Raw genomic sequence first — 13,098 nt, forward strand, 5'->3', positions numbered from 1 at the left:
CATTGTTGGTCCAGAATACCGAAGCATCCAGCCCGAAAAAACGCAACAGAATCAGGAACGCCAGCCTTGCGCTGGTCCTGCTGGCCACCCTCGCCGCCTGCGGCACGCCGTCCGGCTCCGGCCCGGCGCAGCCGAGCGGCCCCGGCTACTACACCGTGCAAAAAGGCGACACCCTGTCCAGCATCGCGCGCAAATTCCGGCGCAGCAATAGCGACATCATCGCCTGGAACCGGCTGTCGGACCCCAACGACATCAAGGTGGACCAGGTATTGCGTGTCTTGCCGCAAGGCGCCGCCGCAGCTTCCGGCAGCACAGCCAAACCACGCAGCACGGACAGCGCCGATGCCGCGCCCGCCGCCGGCGACGACAAGGATTCGATCGACTGGGCCTGGCCGGCCAGCGGCCAATCCGGCAGCGGCCTCGGCCAGGGTAAAAAGGGAATAGACATTTTCGGCCAGCTGGGACAGCCGGTAATGGCCGCCGCCGCCGGCAAGGTGATGTATTCCGGCAGCGGCATCCGCGGCTACGGCAACCTGGTCATCATCAAGCACAACAGCAGCCTGCTGTCGGTCTACGCCCATAACAAGACCATCGTCGTCAAGGAAGGACAAATGGTCAGCAAGGGCCAGAAGATCGCCGAGATGGGCAAGTCCGACAGCAGCGCGGTCAAGCTGTATTTCGAGATCCGCCGCCAGGGAAAACCGGTGGACCCGTCCCGCTATCTGCCAAGCCGCTAGGCAGCGACAGATAAAAAAAGGGGCGCATCAAGCGCCCCTTTTGTTTGTTCCCGGATCGAATCGATCAATAGGCTATGTAAGGCCCCGTGGTGCCGCCGGCCGAAACTCCTTCAAGCGCGGTGTAGACCGAACGTCCGAAGTAGAACGGCAGTCCCCAGTCGAAAAACGAAGCGAAAGCCGCGCCGCCGCCGATGTTGTTGAAGGCTGTGTTGTTCGGATTGGCCTGGAACAGCGCATCGGCATTCACGATATTGAAGTTGACGGTGCTGTTGCGGCCGTTCAGGCCGGTGTTCACCACACTCCGGCTAAGCGTGGACGACGGACAGTAAAACCCTCTGCTGTTGGTGCAGTTAGGGATGTTCGTATCGGCGAAAAACAGCCCGTTCGAACCGCTGTCGAAAAACGCCTGCATCACCTGTCCCTGGTACAAGGCGCTCAGGTTGCCGGAACTGTTCAAGGTATAGATGCTGGCGCTGCCCAGCGCATTATTGGTTTGCGTGCCGATGCCGAAAATCAGCGAGCCGGTGACGCCCGAGGCGCCGTTGGCGCCGACTGACGGCAGCTGGATCACCGTACCGTTGTTATCCTGCGGGAAAACCGCTACCGGATTGCCCACTTGCCGGTTCACCGCCAGCGTGGTTGCCGTGCAATTATTGCTGCTCGGGCAGGAGTAGTACCAGCCTTCCAGCGCCTGGCTGGCGCAGGCCGAGCCGCAATCCTGGATAAAGGTGCTGATGCCGAGCACGCCGTTGGCATGGAACGCCGCCACTGTATTTTCCGCCACCAGGCTGCCGGAGCAGCCGCTAGGCACCGACGGGAATGCGCTGTCGCCGATGATGTGCACCGAAATGCCGCTGGCGACCTCGCCGGCGATGCGCAAGTCAGCCTGCTTCACCGAACCCCAGCTATAACCGTCGGCAAAACGCGCGCATTCGGCTAACGGACTGCCATTGGCGCTGCTCACCGACGGCAACGCCAGGTTGGAGGCCAGCACCGAAGACATGATGCGCAGGCCGCTCGAACCGGTATCGACCAGGACATGGTCGATGGTCTGGCATTGCGTGGTGCTGCCGGGCTGGCAGATGGTCAGCGAGACATACGGCGCGTTGACCGAGCCGGAAGCGGCCGCGGGACCGTTGTCGATCACCAGGGCCTGGACATTCTGGACCGGCTGCGGCGTCGGCGGCGTCGGGCCGCTGTCGGAACCGCCGCCACCGCCGCCGCAGGCGAACAGGAACAGTGTGCTGATCAGGCAAAGCAGATACGTCAGAAAGCGCATGGTGGTCTCCGGTCAGCGAATGTTGTCAGGGGTCACGCCTTGCGGCAGCAAGGCAGGCACATAGGCGTTGCCTGCAAAGGAACGCATGTGGCCGCCGGAACGCAGCACCAGTTGGTCCGACTGGATCGCAACAGCGCGCCGGCCCGGATGCGGCTCGCTGGCGGCCGCCACATACTGATCGGCATAACTGCCCAGCAATTGCTGCAGGTTCGGCATGCTCGGCCCCTGCCAGCTGACGGCAAACACCACGTTGTCGGCGCCGATATACTCGCGCACCGTGGTGCCCGAAGGCTCCACCACTTCACTGACCGTATAACCGCTGTAGCTGGTCACGCGGGCGCTGGCCTTGGCGCGCGCGGCGTCAGCCTGGGCCTGGGGCGCGCCGGCGGCCGGGCCGGCAGCAGCACCAAGTGCCGCAAATGCCGGCGCGGATTGCGCAAACAGCAACGCGCATATGACAGAAACGGGGAATCTCATGGCTCACCTCTGCTCGATTGACAAATATCCGGGAAATCATAACCGATGCTGCGCGGCAATTTGAAAAGATGTTTTAACGTCCACATCTGTTATTGCCATTCGTAATGTGCTAGTAATGCGCCAAGTACGCCGGCCGCCTGCAATGAGTCGATTCGGCTGCGCGATTCAACTTCGGTTAAGCAGGCGGCTGCGCACGAAACCGATATGTTCCCGCAGCACGTAAAACTGATCGGCAAACGCCAGCGGCATTTTCATCCGATTGACCGAATCTTCGATATGGTCGAGCTTCTTCAGCAGCTGCGCCTGCTGCTCCGGCGTATCGGTGTCGACCACGGCGGCGCGTTCGAGCGCGATCAGGATGCCATACCAGCGATAGATGCGCGACTTGATGCGCCAGCCATACAGCAGCGGCACCAGCTTGAAAGCGGGGATCAGCAGCAGGATGATCGGCAGCAGCACCACCAAGGTACGGTCCACCAGGCTGGCCAGCCAGAACGGCAAGGTGCGATAGAAAAACCCCTTGCCCGATTTATAGTAGCGCGTGGCGTCGTCGCTGATGCGGAATTCATGCGCCAGCGGCGCCGGGAACTCGCCCGCGCGCTGCAGCACATTGGGGCCGCTGTGCACTTCCTTGGCGGCGTCGATCAGCAGGTCGGAAAGCGCCGGATGCAGGTCTTCGCGGGCGATCAGTTCGGCGGTCGGCGCAATCAGGCGGATGTCGCGGCTGGGAATGTTCTGGCCCAGGTCGAACACTCCCTTCGGGATATTCAATTCGTTCAGGTAGCTGAAGCGGCGCGCATAAGCGCCGGCCTGGGCGAAATCGAGAAGGCGGATGCCGGGTGTATGCAACAGCTTGCCCATGGTCGGCGGCGAGGCCGAGTCGCCCATCAGGAAAGCGGCGTCGATCTTGCTGTCGGTCAGCGCCTGCGCGGCTTCGTCGCCGCCCATGTCGAGCAGCTCGGTCTTGCCACCGACTTCGATGCCGTTCGCTTTCAGCAGCGTCAAGGCCAGCACCCGTGAACCGCTGCCCTGCATGCCGATGGCGACCCGCTTGCCCTCCAGTTCGGACAGGCGATTGAGCCTTTCCTTGCCGCGGTAAAACACCGATACCGGCACATAAGAGACGCTGCCCAGCGACACCAGCTGGTCGATCGGCAGGTCGCCCGCCACTCCGCCCTGGACGAAACCGACGTCGATGCCGGAATTCGGATCGTTCAGCTTCTTCAGGTTGTCCAGCGAGCCTTCCGAAGTCACGATCTTCAGCTTGATGCCGTTGCGCGCCAAAATCTTCTGGTACTTCTGCGCCGTGTTCCAGAAATTGCTGTGTTCAGGGCCGGTGATCATCGTAATGTTATTCGGCGGCGCCGGGTGGATGAGCCAGATCGCCAGCCAGATGGCGACCACCACCAGCAAGGCGATCGGGCCGAAGCTGATCGCCAGGTCGCGCCAGGAGATGGAGACGAAACGCGCCTTGATATTCCTGGCGGATTGTTTCAGTTCGGAAGGATTGAGTGGAGTAGCCATGAGACGGATTCTATCGCTGAAAGGACGATGACCAGATAACTTTATTGCTTCAGCGCTGGCGCAAAGGCTCAAGCAGGTGCGCCAGCGCGTTGTGATCCAGCTCATACATCAAGGCGATCAGCCCGCCCAGTTCACCCGTGGGAAAACCTTCGCGCGCAAACCAGGCCAGGTAATCGCCCGGCAGGTCGGCGATCAGGCGTCCCTTGTATTTCCCGTAAGGCATCTGGCGGGTGACCAGCAGTTGTAGGTGTTCCGGGTTCATGGATGCCCGCAAAGAATCGATAGAGGCGCGTATTGTGCCAAAAATAATGCCGCCACGCGGTTTTCGCGCGAACCATGGCTATTATAAATTCAGCCGATGGCTGTGAAACACGGTCATTGCGCAAATCCTCTACACTGTTGGCGACCATCTTGTTCAAGCGACCGGCCTGCATGCACACTTCAACTGAAACGACATCCAATTTAGTCTCCGACATAGTCCCCGCACTGGAATGCCGTGGCCTGCGCAAGTCTTATGCGCATGGCCGGGTGGTGCTGGCGCACCTCGACTTCTCGCTGGCGGCCGGCGAATACGTCGCCATCATGGGCGATTCCGGCGTCGGCAAATCGACCTTGCTCAACCTGATCGCCGGCCTCGACAGCGCCAACAGCGGCTCGATACTGATCGACGGCGTCAGCATGTCGAGCCTGGACGACGATGCCGCCACCCTGCTGCGCCGGCAGAAACTCGGCTTCATTTTCCAGGCCTTCCATGTACTGCCTCACCTGACCTTGCAGCAGAATGTCGCCCTGCCGCTACTGCTCAACGGCGCGCCGCTGGAACGCGCGCTGGAACTGCTGGCGGCGGTCGGGCTGGCCGGCCGCGGCAACGATTTCCCGCGCCAGCTGTCGGGCGGCGAAATGCAAAGGGTGGCGATTGCGCGCGCCCTAGTGCACCGCCCCAAGCTGATCCTGGCCGACGAACCGACCGGCAACCTGGATCCCGATACCGCGCATGAAGTGCTGGCTTTGCTGCGCCAGGAAATCAAGGCCAACGGCGCCTCGGCCATCGTGGTCACCCATTCCGCCGCCGCGGCCGCCAGCGCCGACCGCGTCCTGGTCATGGGCGCAGACGGCCTGCGGCCGCAATGACATCGATGGCAGGCACAGGCAATCCGCTGCAGCAGGCCCCGGCGTTGGCGCGCTGGCTGCTGCTGGGAGAATGGCGCGCGCATCCGGTGCGGGCGCTGGTGGCGATCGCCGCCATCGCGCTCGGCGTCGGCCTCGGTTATGCGGTGGACCTGATCAACGGCGCCGCGTTCAACGAATTCTCGGCCGCCACCAGGAGCCTGTCGGGCCAGTCCGACCTGCAGCTGCGCGGCATGCAAAGCCTGTTCGACGACGCCATCTATCCGCAGCTGGCAAAACGCGAGGGCGTGGCGGTCGCCAGCCCGGTGCTGGAACTCAACGTCACCGTGCCGGGCCAGGCCAGCGCGCTGAAAGTGCTGGGCGTCGACACCTTCCGCGCCGTCCACATCACACCCGACCTGACCGGCGTAGCCGATCCTGCCCGTCCGTTCGACACCCTGGCCGACGACGCCATCTTCCTGTCGCCCGCGGCCCAGCAATGGCTGCAGGTCCAGCCCGGGCAGACGCTGGCGCTGCGCAACGGCACCGCCATCGTCGAGCTGCGGGTAGCGGGCGGTCTGATGCGGGCCCGCGCCGGGCAGCGGATTGCGGTGATGGATATCGGCGCCGCCCAATGGCGCTTCGACCGTATCGGCAAGCTGTCGCGCATCGACCTCAAGCTGCAGCCGGGCGTCAACCGCGAAGCGTTCAGGCGTGCGCTGCAGGCTGAGTGGGCGCAGCGCCTGCAGGTCTCGGCCAGCCAGGACCAGGAAAGCAGCAACGACAACATGTCGCGCGCCTATCGCATCAACCTGAATGTGCTGGCGCTGGTGGCGTTGTTTACCGGTGCGTTCCTGGTGTTCTCGACCCAGGCGCTGTCGGTGATCCGGCGCCGTTCGCAGTTCGCCCTGCTGCGCGTACTCGGATGGCGGCGCAGCCAGTTGCTGCGCCAGGTATTGCTGGAAGGGGCTCTGCTGGGGTGCCTGGGGGCATTGCTTGGGCTGGCGCTGGGATATGCATTGGCGGCGGCCGCCTTGCATTTTTTTGGCGGCGACCTGGGCGGCGGTTATTTTCGCGGCGTGCAGGCCAGCGTGCAGTTCGACCTGCCCGCGGCGCTGTTTTTTTTCGCGCTCGGCAGCGGCATCGCCCTGCTCGGCAGCCTGGCGCCGGCGCTGGAAGCATCGCGCGCGCAACCGGCAGCCGCGCTCAAGTCCGGCAGCGAAGAAACTCCACTGGCGCGGCTGGCGACACCCTGGCCGGCGCTGGCCTGCCTGCTGCTGGGCGCGCTGCTGACGCAGCTGCCGCCGCTGTTCGGCTTGCCCATCTTCGGTTATATCGCGGTGGCGCTGCTGCTGATCGGCGGCATCACGCTGATGCCGCGGATGGCGGCGCTGGTGTTCTCCGCGCTACAAAGATTCAGCCTCAGGTTCAGCCTGGAAGGCCGCCGCGGCGTTATCGCGACCCTGGTGCTGGCGCGCCTGGCCAACGTGCCGGGGCAAGCTTCGATTGCGCTGGGCGGCGTGCTGTCCAGCTTCAGCCTGATCGTGGCGATGGCGATCATGGTCGCCAGTTTCCGCATATCTGTGGACGACTGGATGCAGCAGCTGCTGTCGGCGGACCTGTATGCGCGCTCCGCCACCAGCGGCGAAACCGGCGCCATGCAGCCGGCCGAGCAGCGTTTGCTGGCGGCGGTTCCCGGCGTCGCACGCGCCGATTTCCTGCGCACCTCGACGCTCACGCTGGACCCGGCGCGGCCGCCGGTGATCCTGATTGCACGCGGCATCGACGCCGCCGATCCTGCCCGTACGCTGCCGCTGGTCGGCCCGCTGCTGCCGGCCAGCGCGGTTGCCGCCGGCAGCTTGCCGATCTGGGTCTCGGAAGCCATGGTCGACCTGTATGGCTACCATCTCGGACAGCAGGTCACGCTGCCGCTGGCGTGCCATCCCTATCGCTTCACGGTGGCCGGCATCTGGCGCGATTATGCGCGGCAATCCGGCGCCATCCAGCTGCGGCTGGCAGACTACCAGCGCTTGAGCGGCGATACTGAAGTCACCGACGCCGCGCTCAGGTTGCAGCGCGATGCCGATCCCGGCACGGTGATGACGGCTTTGCGCAAACTGCCGTTCGGCGCAGCGCTGGAAATTTCCCAGCCAGGGGAAATCCGGGCGCAGACGCTGAAGATTTTCGACCGCAGCTTTGCCGTCACCTACCTGCTGGAAATCGTCGCCATCGTGATCGGCCTGTTTGGCGTGGCGGCCACTTTTTCCGCCCAGACCCTGGCGCGCGCACGCGAGTTCGGCATGCTGCGCCATGTCGGCGTCACGCGCCGCCAGATCCTTTCCATGCTAGCGCTGGAAGGCGGCCTGCTGACCGCGCTCGGCATGCTGGTCGGTTTCCTGCTGGGCTGGGCCATCAGCCTGATCCTGGTGTTCATCGTCAATCCGCAATCGTTTCACTGGACCATGGAACTGCACATGCCATGGCGGGAACTGGCGGCGGTGGCGCTGTTGCTGCTACTGTCGGCCGGCGCCACGGCCTTGCTGGCGGGATTGCGCGCGGTGTCTGTCGATGTGCTGCATTCGGTACGGGAGGATTGGTGATGTTTTTTCGCTGCTACCGGTTTTGGCTATTGAGCACCTTGTTGCTGGCGGCGCCGCCGCAATTCGCCGCGCCGCCGCGCTTCGCGCAAGTGACGCCGGAGCGTATGGTGACGCTGCCGCAAGACAGCGGCGCCCATCCCGATTTCCGCACCGAATGGTGGTACGCCACGGGCTGGCTGGCGACGCCCGACGGCAAACCTATCGGTTTCCAGGTCACCTTCTTCCGTTCCGCCACCGAACATGACCGCGCCAATCCGAGCGCCTTTGCGCCCGGCCAGCTGATCATCGCCCATGCGGCGCTGTCCGATCCCAGCCTGGGCAAACTCCTGCACGCGCAAAAAAGCGCGCGCGCCGGCTTCGGCCTGGCCTACGCCAAGGAAGGCAATACCGATGTCGCGCTGGACGACTGGCGTTTGCTGCGCAGCGCCGACGGCAGCTACCAGGCCAGCATCGCCGCCGACGGATTCGCCTTGCAGTTGCAGCTCAAGCCCAGCCAGCCGCCCATGCTGCAAGGCCAGCACGGCTATTCGCGCAAGGGACCGCAAGCGGCGCAAGCCAGTTATTACTATAGCGAACCGCAGCTGCAGGTCAGCGGCAAGCTGGTTCGCGCCGGCCGCGCGCAAGACGTCAGCGGCAGCGCCTGGCTCGATCATGAATGGTCGACCAGCGTGCTGGACGCCGACGCCGTCGGCTGGGACTGGCTGGGCGCCAACCTGGACGACGGTTCGGCCTTGATGGCGTTCCAGATCCGCAGCCGCAACGGCAGCAAGCTGTGGGCGCACGCCGCCTTGCGCGACGCCGCCGGCAAGGTCACCCAGTTCGCGCCCGAACAGGTCAGCTTCCAGCCGCAGCGCAGCTGGCGCTCACCGCGCACCGACGCCAGTTATCCGGTGCAGCAGCTGCTGCATACCGGCGCTGTCGAATGGTCGCTGGCGCCATTGCAGGACGACCAGGAACTCGATTCGCGGCTGTCGACCGGATCGGTGTACTGGGAAGGCGCGGTGACCGTCAATCGCAATGGCCGGCGCGCCGGGCGCGGCTACCTGGAGCTAACCGGCTATCTCAATGCATTGAAATTCTAGGAGCCTGGTTTTTCCGGCGCCGTCACATTTCGGCGCACACTTCGACAATCGCATCCGCCACCGCGCGCACCCGCGCCGTGCGGTTCAGGTCGCCGTGCAGCACCAGCCAGATATCGTAGGCTTCGGCGCGCTGCGGCCAGATCCGCGCCAGCAGCGGATCGCTGTCGGCCATGTGGGTCGGCAACTCGCCGATGCCGAGTCCGGCGCGCACCGCTTCGATCATCATCAGCCCGGAGTTGACTTCCATCGCCACCCTGGCGTTGCCGACGGCTTCGCCGCACAAGGCCACGCCCTGGGAGGGTGAAATGCTGCGCTGGTAGATCACCAGGTCATGGCCGGCCAGCGCCGTATCGGGTTGCGGCTCGCCGCGCAGTTCGAGGTAGCTTTTTGCGGCATATAGGCCGACTTCACGGCGCGTCAGGTGGCGCGAAATCAGGTCCGGGCTGCTGGGACGTATGGTGCGCACCGCCAGGTCCGCTTCGCGCCGGGTCAGGTTCGAGACCTGGGTGGAAGTGCTCAGCACCACCCGGATATCCGGATGCACCGCATGCAGCCGTTGCATCGCTACCATCAGGAAATGCTTGCCCATGGTGTCGGTCGCGGCCAGCCGCACCACGCCGCACAAACGATCGTCAATGCCCTGCATCTGCCGCTGCAGCTGGTCGGCCGCATGCTCCATCCGCTCCGCCGCGGCAAACGCCAGTTCGCCCGCAGGCGTCGGTACATAGCCGGTGGGAGTGCGCAAGAACAAACGCGCACCCAGCGCCTGCTCCATGCCGTTCAGGCGGCGGCCGGCGGTGGCCTGGTCCACCTGCAGCAGTGCGGCGGCGCCGCGCAGCGTGCCGGCGCGGTATATGCCGAGGAAAATCCGGGCGCTATCCCAATCCATAAATCCTCCATAGGCCATGGCGATGCATTTTTGCATCAGACAGATGAAATTATACTGATTTATTACATCACCAGAGCGGACTACCATAGAGCCTTGCCCGCAGATGCAGCGGCGCCACAGGAGAAACCGACCATGTCAGCCCAATGTCCCACCCCCGTCGCCAACGCCGCCCGCATGGCGCCCAGCGGTTTGCTGCCGCTGCTGACGCTGGCCATCGGCTTCGTGATGGCGATGCTGGACGTCACCGCCGTCAACGTCGCGTTGTCCGATATCTCCCATAACCTGTCGGTGCCGCTAAGCGGCCTGGTGTGGGTGGTGGACGGCTACACGCTGACCTTTGCCGCCTTGCTGCTGGTGGGCGGCGCGCTGGCCGACCGTTACGGCGCCAAGACCATCTACCTGAGCGGGCTGGTGGTGTTCATGCTCGGCTCGCTGCTGTGCGGCGCCGCGCCCGACGGCAATACCCTGATCGCCGCGCGCATGCTGCAAGGCGTCGGCTCGGCCCTGTTCATGCCCAGTTCGCTCAGCCTGCTGACCCATGCTTACGAAGACGACCGGGTTCGTGCGCGCATGCTGGGCACCTGGTCGGCGATCGTGGCGGTGGCGGCAGCCATGGGGCCGCTGGTCGGCGGCGTGCTGGTCCACAGTTTCGGCTGGCGCAGCGTATTCCTGATCAACGTCCCGGTCGGCTTGCTGGGCCTGGTGCTGGCGCAGACCGTGATTCCGGCGGCGCCCAGGCATTGGCGGGCGCTGCCCGCCGCCAGCCATGCGCTTGGCATCGCGGGACTGGCCAGCCTGTGCTTTACCCTGATCGAGGGGCCGGTGTACGGCTGGACTTCCGCGCCTATCCTGGCGACCGCGGCGCTGGTGGTGATTGCGCTGGCGCTGCTGGTGCGGCGCGAACGGCGCGGCGCGGAACCGCTGCTGCCGCGCGCATTGTTCGCCACGCCGCGCTTTGCCGCCGCCAATGCGATCGGCTTCCTGATCAACTTCGGCGCCTTCGGCCAGTTGTTCCTGCTCAGCCTGTTCTTGCAGCAGGCGCGCGGCGCCGATGCCTTGCACACCGGCCTGCAGCTGCTGCCGGTGATGGCGGTATTTTCAGTCGGGAACCTGCTGTCGGGACGCATCACGGCGCGCTGGGGCGCGCGCCTTCCGATGCTGGGCGGCTTGCTGCTGGCGGCTTTGCTGGCCGCGCTGCTGACTGCCATGCGGCCGCATACCTCCTATCTGCTGTTCGCGGCGGCGGTCGCCATCGCCAACTGGGGAGTCGGCATTGCGGTGCCGGCCATGACCACCACAGTCATGCAGGTCGCCGGACGAATCCACGCGAACAGCGCCGCCGCGGCCTTGAACGCCAACCGCCAGATCGGCGCGCTGGTCGGGGTAGCCATCATCGGCAGTATCCTGCACGCTGCGCCGGCCTGGGATTTGCGCATCCCGCTGGCTTTCGGCGCGATCGCCATGGCCTACGGCGGCGCGGCGCTGCTGGTCTGGCGTTTCATCAAGAGTCCTGGCAAAGACTGACTAGCGCGCAGTTCGACAGCCCGCCACCGCAAGCACTGGCTTGCGGTTTCCTTTTTCCGCCATCCCGGGCTACACTTAAAACCAAGCTATGCATACCCAAAAGATGATACATTTGACACAGGTGGTTCCAGCACCAATTTGATGCATTTTTATTGGGAGACGCATGAAAAACCCACTTCTATTTCTCGCCGCTATCCTCCTTGCCGGCTGCAGCGCATTGCAACCTAACGTACGCAGCTACCCGCCGCAGCGCAGCAGTGCGCCGGCGCCGGTGTCGCTGTCGGAATCGCTGAGTCCGTCGGAACAGGTGATCGATGTGCCGCAACAGTCTTCCGGCCGGAAAGGCGGCGAATTATCCGACACCGTGGAGCGCATGGCGCGCAAGACAGCTTGCCTTCCGGTCCAGCCCGGCGCAACGCTGATCGCCAAGACCGGCGCCGTCGAGACCTACCAGGTCAGTTGCCAGGACGGCCAGCAGCAGCTTTACAAATGTGAACAGCGGCAGTGCCGCATGATGAATTAAATCCAGGCCACAGGCGGTTCTCATGAAAACAGCACTAGGAATACTTGTCTTGATTTCGCTGCTGGCCGGCTGTGCCTATCCGAACCTGAAATGTGACGATCCCGACGCCCGCCCGTCCTGGTGCGACGACACGGGGGCCGCTCACAACGCTAAACATCAGCAATAGAAGACGCCGGGCTCGGGACTCGTTGCGGTTCCCTGAGTTTTATATCGGCGGCGCGGCAATGAATTCAGCCAGGCGTTCGGCCTGTGCGGAATATGACTGCAGCGCCGGATAATCGGCCGCGATGACGATTTCAGGCAGCATCATCTGCGTGCACTGCCAGGCAACCGCCGTGCTCACCCCGGCTTGGCTGATCGTCTTGCTGCCGACTCCCAGCGGCTTGTTGCGCAATTCAAGCTCCAGCGCCTGGTAAGCCGCAAACAGCTGGCCCTGGACACGGGCGACCCACGGCTCGTGCTGTTTTTCCAGCGGCCGTAAATTGCGCTCGTAGACAATCTGTATGGTTTTTTCGCAGGCTGCCAATGCCAGCCCGATCACCCGCAACGCATGCTGGCGCTCGCCGATGGCGGCCGGCATCAGGCTGCGCGGCGCGGCCAGCGCTTCTGCATAATCCAGGATCAGGCTCGAATCCATCAGCACCTGGCCGTCGTCGCACACCAGCGACGGCGCCTTGACGACCGGATTGATCTGGCGGAATTGTTCGAATGTGCTGAACACCGAGACGGACTGGTGCTCGAATGGGATGCCAAGCAATTGCAGGGAAATCGAGACGCGGCGGACGAAGGGCGAGTCGAGCATGCCGATGAGCTGCATAGGTTCTCCTGTGGATGGTCCAGCGCTGCAGATCGTCTGCTCGGCAGCCGGCGCGTTGAATTTATCGGAGGGAAATCCTAGCACACATTAAGCCGATGCAATCGCCGCTTACCGGCGGCGGCAAAGGACGTTTACATCAGGCCTCTTCCACCTCGCGCTTGGCCGGGCTTGAATAGATGTCAATACATTTGAATGCATCTGCATAACGTTTCGGATCGCCGCCGGCTTCCAGGCGTTTCTTGAATTCCGCCGCCTCCGCGGTGCTGTCGAATTCGTAAGCCAGTCCTTTAAAAATGACGGTAGCTTCATTCAGCCTAACCATTGCAATCTCCTTAGCCTAATGTCGAAAGACAAAGAACATCCTGCCGGGCAAAACCATCGACTTTCCGTTGCGACGGAAAGGACATTGCCGATCGTGCAGGAAAAATAGCGAATACCCGGCTCCGCCGCGATAGCGGCGCACCGGGCATAAAGCCCGCTCCATCCCCTTGATAGTACGCTTTTGGTGATTCTTCTTGAACTGTCAATAGTGGCAGTTA

The 13,098-nt window shown here is 63.8% G+C and carries 14 protein-coding genes; 7 read left to right on the plus strand and 7 right to left on the minus strand.

Annotated elements, in window-relative coordinates:
• Window positions 1-5: 5 nt before the first annotated feature.
• Complete coding sequence (locus JWQ61_RS13080; protein ID WP_369684899.1) at window positions 6-737, plus strand: peptidoglycan DD-metalloendopeptidase family protein; 732 nt, start codon at window positions 6-8, stop codon at window positions 735-737.
• A gap of 64 nt (window positions 738-801) precedes the next feature.
• Here JWQ61_RS13080 and JWQ61_RS13085 read toward each other — a convergent pair whose 3' ends face one another.
• The 4 genes from JWQ61_RS13085 to JWQ61_RS13100 all read right to left on the minus strand — a co-directional run bounded on the left by JWQ61_RS13085 (window position 802) and on the right by JWQ61_RS13100 (window position 4,279).
• A complete protein-coding gene (locus JWQ61_RS13085; protein ID WP_304360906.1) occupies window positions 802-2,016 on the minus strand; it encodes a DUF3443 domain-containing protein in 1,215 nt (404 codons plus the stop codon).
• 12 nt (window positions 2,017-2,028) lie between these two features.
• The gene (locus tag JWQ61_RS13090; RefSeq protein WP_304360907.1) at window positions 2,029-2,493 is read right to left on the minus strand and encodes a DUF2844 domain-containing protein; all 465 of its coding nucleotides are present in this window, start codon (window positions 2,491-2,493) and stop codon (window positions 2,029-2,031) included.
• A gap of 165 nt (window positions 2,494-2,658) precedes the next feature.
• Window positions 2,659-4,017 carry a TAXI family TRAP transporter solute-binding subunit gene (locus JWQ61_RS13095; RefSeq protein WP_304360908.1) on the minus strand — a complete coding sequence of 453 codons (1,359 nt, stop codon included), beginning with the start codon at window positions 4,015-4,017 and terminating at the stop codon, window positions 2,659-2,661.
• Between the two features lie 49 nt (window positions 4,018-4,066).
• Window positions 4,067-4,279 (minus strand): DUF3820 family protein, encoded by a 213-nt coding sequence (locus JWQ61_RS13100; protein WP_041741646.1) that lies wholly within the window; start codon window positions 4,277-4,279, stop codon window positions 4,067-4,069.
• A gap of 170 nt (window positions 4,280-4,449) precedes the next feature.
• On the opposite strand from JWQ61_RS13100, the gene JWQ61_RS13105 reads away from it, so the two are divergent.
• The 3 genes from JWQ61_RS13105 to JWQ61_RS13115 are packed head-to-tail and all read left to right on the plus strand — an operon-like array spanning window position 4,450 to window position 8,806.
• Window positions 4,450-5,148 carry an ABC transporter ATP-binding protein gene (locus tag JWQ61_RS13105; RefSeq protein WP_304360909.1) on the plus strand — a complete coding sequence of 233 codons (699 nt, stop codon included), beginning with the start codon at window positions 4,450-4,452 and terminating at the stop codon, window positions 5,146-5,148.
• Window positions 5,145-7,724 (plus strand): FtsX-like permease family protein, encoded by a 2,580-nt coding sequence (locus JWQ61_RS13110; protein WP_304360910.1) that lies wholly within the window; start codon window positions 5,145-5,147, stop codon window positions 7,722-7,724. Before JWQ61_RS13105 ends, JWQ61_RS13110 begins: the two co-directional genes overlap by 4 nt.
• A 29-nt stretch (window positions 7,725-7,753) precedes the next feature.
• The gene (locus JWQ61_RS13115) at window positions 7,754-8,806 is read left to right on the plus strand and encodes a lipocalin-like domain-containing protein (protein ID WP_369684898.1); all 1,053 of its coding nucleotides are present in this window, start codon (window positions 7,754-7,756) and stop codon (window positions 8,804-8,806) included.
• Between the two features lie 22 nt (window positions 8,807-8,828).
• Here the strand turns inward: JWQ61_RS13115 and JWQ61_RS13120 are convergent, their stop codons facing one another.
• Complete coding sequence (locus JWQ61_RS13120; protein ID WP_304360912.1) at window positions 8,829-9,695, minus strand: LysR family transcriptional regulator; 867 nt, start codon at window positions 9,693-9,695, stop codon at window positions 8,829-8,831.
• A 132-nt stretch (window positions 9,696-9,827) separates the two neighbouring features.
• Between JWQ61_RS13120 and JWQ61_RS13125 the strand changes: the two genes are divergently transcribed.
• From JWQ61_RS13125 to JWQ61_RS13135, 3 genes are all read left to right on the plus strand, one after another.
• The gene (locus JWQ61_RS13125) at window positions 9,828-11,219 is read left to right on the plus strand and encodes an MFS transporter (RefSeq protein WP_304360913.1); all 1,392 of its coding nucleotides are present in this window, start codon (window positions 9,828-9,830) and stop codon (window positions 11,217-11,219) included.
• Between the two features lie 163 nt (window positions 11,220-11,382).
• Entirely contained in the window at window positions 11,383-11,742 is a 360-nt protein-coding gene (locus tag JWQ61_RS13130) for a hypothetical protein (protein ID WP_304360914.1), read from the plus strand.
• Window positions 11,743-11,764: 22 nt separating this feature from the next.
• The gene (locus JWQ61_RS13135; RefSeq protein WP_167351375.1) at window positions 11,765-11,908 is read left to right on the plus strand and encodes a hypothetical protein; all 144 of its coding nucleotides are present in this window, start codon (window positions 11,765-11,767) and stop codon (window positions 11,906-11,908) included.
• A 39-nt stretch (window positions 11,909-11,947) separates the two neighbouring features.
• Here the strand turns inward: JWQ61_RS13135 and JWQ61_RS13140 are convergent, their stop codons facing one another.
• A complete protein-coding gene (locus JWQ61_RS13140) occupies window positions 11,948-12,559 on the minus strand; it encodes a glutathione S-transferase (RefSeq protein WP_304360915.1) in 612 nt (203 codons plus the stop codon).
• 136 nt (window positions 12,560-12,695) lie between these two features.
• Window positions 12,696-12,881 (minus strand): hypothetical protein, encoded by a 186-nt coding sequence (locus JWQ61_RS13145; protein ID WP_014005830.1) that lies wholly within the window; start codon window positions 12,879-12,881, stop codon window positions 12,696-12,698.
• Between the last annotated feature and the right edge of the window lie 217 nt (window positions 12,882-13,098).

The sequence above is a fragment of the Collimonas fungivorans genome (assembly GCF_028292705.1).
GTDB lineage: Bacteria > Pseudomonadota > Gammaproteobacteria > Burkholderiales > Burkholderiaceae_D > Collimonas > Collimonas fungivorans_B.

Bases quoted from the DNA above. Each gene is read 5' to 3' on its own strand.
- JWQ61_RS13085 (WP_304360906.1), bottom strand. From the start codon at position 2,016: ATGCGCTTTCTGACGTATCTGCTTTGCCTGATCAGCACACTGTTCCTG.
- JWQ61_RS13090 (WP_304360907.1), bottom strand. From the start codon at position 2,493: ATGAGATTCCCCGTTTCTGTCATATGCGCGTTGCTGTTTGCGCAATCC.
- JWQ61_RS13095 (WP_304360908.1), bottom strand. From the start codon at position 4,017: ATGGCTACTCCACTCAATCCTTCCGAACTGAAACAATCCGCCAGGAAT.
- JWQ61_RS13100 (WP_041741646.1), bottom strand. From the start codon at position 4,279: ATGAACCCGGAACACCTACAACTGCTGGTCACCCGCCAGATGCCTTAC.
- JWQ61_RS13105 (WP_304360909.1), top strand. From the start codon at position 4,450: ATGCACACTTCAACTGAAACGACATCCAATTTAGTCTCCGACATAGTC.
- JWQ61_RS13110 (WP_304360910.1), top strand. From the start codon at position 5,145: ATGACATCGATGGCAGGCACAGGCAATCCGCTGCAGCAGGCCCCGGCG.
- JWQ61_RS13120 (WP_304360912.1), bottom strand. From the start codon at position 9,695: ATGGATTGGGATAGCGCCCGGATTTTCCTCGGCATATACCGCGCCGGC.
- JWQ61_RS13125 (WP_304360913.1), top strand. From the start codon at position 9,828: ATGTCAGCCCAATGTCCCACCCCCGTCGCCAACGCCGCCCGCATGGCG.
- JWQ61_RS13130 (WP_304360914.1), top strand. From the start codon at position 11,383: ATGAAAAACCCACTTCTATTTCTCGCCGCTATCCTCCTTGCCGGCTGC.
- JWQ61_RS13135 (WP_167351375.1), top strand. From the start codon at position 11,765: ATGAAAACAGCACTAGGAATACTTGTCTTGATTTCGCTGCTGGCCGGC.
- JWQ61_RS13140 (WP_304360915.1), bottom strand. From the start codon at position 12,559: ATGCAGCTCATCGGCATGCTCGACTCGCCCTTCGTCCGCCGCGTCTCG.
- JWQ61_RS13145 (WP_014005830.1), bottom strand. From the start codon at position 12,881: ATGGTTAGGCTGAATGAAGCTACCGTCATTTTTAAAGGACTGGCTTAC.